The 3,733-nt window shown below is 71.2% G+C and carries 1 protein-coding gene and 1 pseudogene; one reads left to right on the top strand and one right to left on the bottom strand.

From position 1 onward, the window contains the following. A pseudogene (locus RSA25_RS19235) lies at positions 1-544 on the bottom strand (propionyl-CoA--succinate CoA transferase); the annotation flags it as partial. A 290-nt stretch (positions 545-834) separates the two neighbouring features. Here RSA25_RS19235 and glnE point away from each other — a divergent pair. Beyond that, a complete protein-coding gene (gene glnE, locus RSA25_RS19230) occupies positions 835-3,642 on the top strand; it encodes a bifunctional [glutamate--ammonia ligase]-adenylyl-L-tyrosine phosphorylase/[glutamate--ammonia-ligase] adenylyltransferase (protein ID WP_332810428.1) in 2,808 nt (935 codons plus the stop codon). The last annotated feature ends 91 nt before the right edge of the window (positions 3,643-3,733 follow it).

Below are 3,733 nucleotides of genomic sequence, written 5' to 3'. Positions count from 1 at the left end.
CGTGCATGCCATCCACGCCGGCCGGCTGCCACTCGTTGACCTCGATGATCACCTTGCGCGCCAGGTCCAGCCAGGTCTTGTTGTTGCCCACCGACGTGGACGGCACCAGCGAGCCATCCTCGCGGATCGCCGACACTTCCACCACGGCGGTATCGATCTGGCCATAGAACCCGAACCACACATGCTGGGCCACGTGGCTCAGGTGGATGTCGATGTAGTCCAGACGGCCCTCGTTGATGCGGTTGCGCGCATCCGGGTCGCTTTGGAAGGGCATGCGCATGGCGATGCCGTCGGCCTTGGCCAGCGCGCCGTCCAGCTCCGGCGCCGTGGACGCACCGGTCATCAGGCCGATCTGGAAGGGCAGGCCCTGGGCGTGCACCGCTTCGATGCGCTGGGCCAGCGCCATGGGCACCGCCTTGGGGTAACCGGACCCGGTAAAGCCGCTCATGGCGACGGTTTCGCCCGGCTGGATCAGGGCGGCGGCTTCTTCGGCGGACACAACCCGGTCACGCAGACGCGCGTTGGCAATGCGATCGACAGACATGACGACAACGTTTTTGGGGGGAGCCTCATTATCGGCGATCCACGCCAGGTGGGGGGTTCGACCAAGGTGGGATGGCGTTGCGGCTATCAGGATGCCCCGTTCAGTTTTGCGACGACTTCTGTACCCACAAGTATTGTTTTGCAGTGCAGCGTGCAACTTCTTCGCCGACCCTAGAAGATCGTCCTGCATCCCGACGTGGGGGAGGGAGCAGAGCCCGCTGGCAGTTCGCTGCAAGCGGGCTTTTTTATGTCCCGCGTTTGGGGAAGGGGCAGGCCCGGCATAATCGGGTCATGCCGATCCCTGCCGATGCCGTCCCCGCCGCCCTCGTTCCCCTGGTTGACCGCGCCCTGGCGCGCCTGGCCCTGTCGCTCGCCGACGGCGGCCACTGGCCCCCCCCGCCGGCCGTGCTCGACCGCCTGCGCCAGCTGACCATCACCAGCGACTTCGCCATCGACACCCTGTGCCGGCAGCCCGCGCTGCTTGCCCACCTCCTCCAGCCGGACTGCCCGCCGCTGCCCCTGCCCGTGCTGGAGGCCACCGCGCCCGGCGACTGGCCGCAGCGCCTGCGCCGTTACCGCACCGCCGCCTCCACCCGCCTGATCTGGCGCGACCTGGCCGGCCTGGACGACGTGCCCGCCACCCTGGCCGGGGCCACCGTGCTGGCCGAGCAGTGCCTGGGCATCGGCCTGGCCGCGCTCGAGCAGGAATTTGCCACCCGCCACGGCGTGGTCCGTGCCGCCGATGGCAGCGCCCAGCAGCTGGTGGTGTTCGGGCTGGGCAAACTGGGCGGCGGCGAACTCAACTTCAGTTCGGACGTGGACCTGGTCTATGCCTACCCGCAAGGCGGCGAATCCGATGGCGCGCGCCCCCTGGCCGCCGAGGAATACTTCGCCCGCCTCGGCCAGCGCCTGGCGCGGCTGCTGGATGAAACCACCGTGGATGGCTTCAGCCACCGCGTGGACCTGCGCCTGCGCCCGTTCGGCAGCGCCGGGCGGGTGGCGTTGTCGTTTGCGGGCATGGACCAGTACTTCCAGCGCGAAGGGCGCGACTGGGAGCGTTACGCCTGGCTCAAGGCGCGCGCGGTGGCCGGCGACATCGCCGCCGGCGAGGCCTGGCTGCATACGCTGCGCCCGTTCGTCTACCGCCGCTACCTGGACTTCACCGCGCTCGACGGCCTGCGCGAGATGAAGGCGGCGATCACCGCCGAGGTCTCGCGCCGGGAGATGTTCGACGACATCAAGCGCGGGCCGGGCGGCATCCGCGAAATCGAGTTCCTGTCCCAGGCCCTGCAGCTCATCCGCGGCGGCCGCGAGGCCAGCCTGCGCGATCGCCGCCTGTTGCATGCCCTGCCGGCGCTGGTCGCCTGCGGGCAGATGGCGGCCCAGGATGGCCAGGACCTGCTGCACGCCTACCGCTTCCTGCGGCGCCTGGAAAACCGCCTGCAGATGCTGCGCGATGCGCAGACCCACGCCTTGCCCACCGACCCCCTCGACCGCGCGCGCATCGCCACCGGCCTGGAGTATCCCGACTGGGAGGCGCTGGTGGCGGCGCTGGACGCGCAGCGCACCCGGGTCAGCACCGAGTTCGGCGCACTGCTGGCCCCGCGCAAGGGCCAGGCCGCGCCGGATGCCCTGTCCAACTACTGGCGCGGCCTGCCCGACGGCGGCAGCGCCGAGATCCTGGCCGAGGCTGGCTTCCACGACCCGCACAGCGCCGACCAGTCGCTGCGGGATTTCGCCCAGTCGCTGGGTGTCAAGTCGCTCTCGGACAACGCGCGCGCGCGCCTGGACCGCGTGCTGCCGGCCCTGCTGCATGCCGCCACCCGCTCACCGCAACCGGACGCCGCGCTCAAGCGCGTGCTCGGCCTGCTGCAGGCGGTCCTGCGCCGCACCAGCTACCTGGCCCTGCTGGACGAACAACCCAGCGCGCTGGCCCGGCTGGTCGACGTGCTGGCGCGCAGCGCGCTGCTGGCCGAGCGCCTGGCCGCCTACCCGCTGCTGCTGGACGAGCTGCTGGACGTGCGCGTGTCCGGGCCGATGCCCGATGCCGGCGAGATGCAGGCCGAGTGCGATGCGGCCCTGGCCGTGGACGATCCCGAGGCCGCACTGCGCCTGCTCAACGAAACCCGCCTGGCGCTCAGTTTCCGCATGGCCCTGGCCACCCTCGATGGCCGCCAGCGTGCGGTCGACAGCACTCGCCAGCTGGCCGAGCTGGCCCAGGCGGTGGTGGTCACCGTGCATGCCATGGCCGAGGCCGACATGCAGCGCGCGCACGGCAGCATCCCCGGTGGCCGTTTCGCGATCATTGGCTACGGCAGCCTGGGCGGGCTGGAGCTGGGCTTCGGCTCGGACCTGGACCTGGTGTTCCTGCACGATCATCCCGGCGACCAGGACAGCAGCGACGGCGCGCGCCCACTCGATCCCGGCCGCTGGTATGCACGGCTGGCGCAGAAGGTGATGGCCCTGCTCGGCGCGGTCACCGCCGCCGGCCGCCTGTACGACATCGACGTGCGTCTGCGCCCGGATGGGGGCAAGGGCGCGCTGGTGTCCTCGCTGGCCAGCTATACCGAGTATCAACGCGAGCGCGCGTGGACCTGGGAACACCAGGCCCTGGTGCGTGCGCGCGGCATCGCTGGCGATGCCGGCCTGCTTGCCGATTTCGAGCGCGTGCGTGCGCAGACCCTGGCCCGTCCGCGCGAGGCCGAGGTGTTGTACGCCGACGTGATCAAGATGCGCGGCCGCATGCGCACCGAGCTGGACCGCAGCGATGCGGCGCGGCTTGACCTCAAGCAGGGGGCCGGCGGCATCGTCGACCTCGAATTCCTGCTGCAGACCGGCGTGCTCGACAGCGCTGGCGCGCACGCCCCGGTGCTGCAGCCGCGCGACACCCCCAGCCTGATCGACGCCCTGGCCGACATCGCCTGGCTGCCCGGCGGCACCCGCCAGGCCCTGCACGACGCACACGCCGCGCTGCTCGACGTCGGCCTGGCCTGCACCCTCGACCGCCGCCCACGCCTGGCCGCCCCCACCCCCGCCCTGGAGGACGCCCGCGCCACCATCAGCGCCGCCTGCGCCGCCGCCGGCCTCCCATTCGGGTAGAGCCACCCCATGGGTGGCTGCCTTTCGGCTGGCAACGCGCAGCCACCCATGGGGTGGCTCTTATCTCTTGGCGATCTGGCACCTTAGGTGC

This window comes from Stenotrophomonas sp., from assembly GCF_036662295.1.
Taxonomy (GTDB): domain Bacteria; phylum Pseudomonadota; class Gammaproteobacteria; order Xanthomonadales; family Xanthomonadaceae; genus Stenotrophomonas.
Note: the sequence above shows the minus strand (reverse complement) of the source record. Positions and strands in the feature narration are given on the sequence as shown.

Coding starts and splice junctions, on each gene's coding strand:
- glnE (WP_332810428.1), top strand. CDS start 835: ATGCCGATCCCTGCCGATGCCGTCCCCGCCGCCCTCGTTCCCCTGGTT.